Annotated in this window: 2 protein-coding genes; both read right to left on the bottom strand. The window is 67.5% G+C overall.

What is annotated here, in order from left to right:
- On the bottom strand, positions 1-425 hold a 425-nt coding region (locus KZA10_RS13885), incomplete at its 3' end, for a response regulator transcription factor (protein ID WP_218683171.1).
- On the bottom strand, positions 413-1,681 hold the full coding sequence (locus KZA10_RS13880; protein WP_218683170.1) for a histidine kinase: 1,269 nt from the start codon (positions 1,679-1,681) through the stop codon (positions 413-415). The genes KZA10_RS13880 and KZA10_RS13885, both read right to left, overlap by 13 nt.
- Positions 1,682-1,854: the final 173 nt, after the last annotated feature.

Here is a 1,854-nt window from a genome sequence, read left to right as displayed (position 1 = left end):
CGACGGGTCAGCAGCTGCGCGACGACCTCGGGGTCGAGCACGGTGGCCCCCTCGGAGATCCGCTGCACGGAGGCGAGGAACTCGGAGACATCGGCGACGCGGTCCTTGAGCAAGTAGCCCAGCGGACCCCCCTGCGCTGCGATCAGATCCGAGGCGTACCGCTCCTCGACGTACTGCGAGAGCACGAGGATCGCGAGCGTCGGATGCGTCGAGCGCAGACCGAGCGCGGCACGGATGCCCTCGTCGGTGAATGTCGGCGGAAGGCGTACGTCCAGGATGCACAGGTCGGGCGTCGTGGTGGCGACGGCCTGGTCGAGACCTTCGATGTCGGGGAGGGCCGAGACCACGTCGTGGCCGGCGTCTTCGAGAAGACGGACCAGACCTTCTCGAAGCAGGACCGAGTCCTCGCAGATCAGGATGCGCATGGGACGTTCACCTCCAGGCTGGTCGGTCCGCCCTGCGGACTGTCGAGACGGAAGGTTCCCCCCGCGGCGAGGATGCGGTTGGCGATCCCGTCGAGTCCGCCTCCCGGCTGCACCTGCGCGCCACCGATGCCGTTGTCCTCCACGCGTGCCCAGAGGGTGTTGCCCTCGCGGAGCCGCACGATCACCCGCGCTTCACTGGCCCGCGAGTGCTTCGCCGCATTGGTCAGGGATTCGGCGATGGAGAAGTACACGGCGGCCTCGGCCTCGCGACTGCAGCGACCCTCCATGCGCACATCGAGGTGCACGGGGATGTGCGAGCGTCCGGCGAGTGCCGACAGAGCAGCGTCGAGACCGCGGTCGTCGAGCACCGAAGCGTGGATGCCGCGGGCCAGCTGACGCAGCTCGGTGATGGCTGCCTTGGTGGAGGTGTGGGCCTCGTTGATCAGTTCCTTCGCGGCGTCGGGATCGCTGTCGATCTTCTGCTGCGCGAGTCCGAGGGTCATGCCGACCGAGACCAGTCGGGGCTGAACGCCGTCATGCAGGTCGCGCTCGATGCGGGTGCGCTCCACGTCGGCGGCCCGCACGGCGCCTTCCCGCTGCGCCGTGGAGGTACGCACGCGTTCGGTGAGCTCGGTCTCCTTGCTGCGGATCACGATCGCGAGCGACAGGGTGCGATGCAGCAGGGCCAGCCCGATCATGCCGACGACGCACGCCGCGATGCCGAGGATGCCGACCAGGGGAGCCCAGGCGACGGGGATGCCTCCGCCGCCGAACGGACCCATGACGGAGTCTGCCGCGGTGAGGGGAGCGAACGAGATGATGATCGACCACACCAGGCCCCAGAACAGACGGAGAACGACCCAGCCGAGCAGTGCGGAGATGGCGAAGTTGGCGATCGCACGCCACATGCGCCCATCGATCGCCTGACGTCCGAGCGCACGCAACCAGCCGACGAACCCGGGGCGGTCGCGCGGCTGCAGGCGCAGCGGAGCGATCGGCGTGAGGTACAGCGTGCCGACGCGCGCGACCTCGAACCAGCCGAGTCCGTACAACGCGTAGACCAGTCCCACCAGCAGGACGAGGCCGATGCCCGCGGCGAAGAGGAGGCCGAGGCCGGTGCCGAGGAGCCCGCCGAGCATGCTGAAGATGGCACCGCCGAGGATGCCGACGCCTGCCAGGTGCAGGATCGTGAGGAAGATGCGCAACGGCGGCTTCACCGCCGTTGCGGGAGCCGGGGTCGCAGTCTGAGTGGTCATGATTCCAAGGTACGGCGGGCCGGGTGAGCACGACACCGAGTCAACCGGACACTCCGATTCGGGTTTTCCGTAACATGCCCGCTCGTCTCTTCCTGCTTCGTTGACGCTCTTCGGCAGTACAGTTAGATAGCAAAAGAAGACAAGTCTTTTGTTTTGTCATGCTTTGAACAGGA

The organism is Microbacterium sp. BF1 (assembly GCF_019279095.1).
Taxonomy (GTDB): domain Bacteria; phylum Actinomycetota; class Actinomycetes; order Actinomycetales; family Microbacteriaceae; genus Microbacterium; species Microbacterium maritypicum.
The sequence above is the reverse complement of the archived record's forward strand: the minus strand, read 5'-3'. Positions and strand labels throughout refer to the sequence as shown.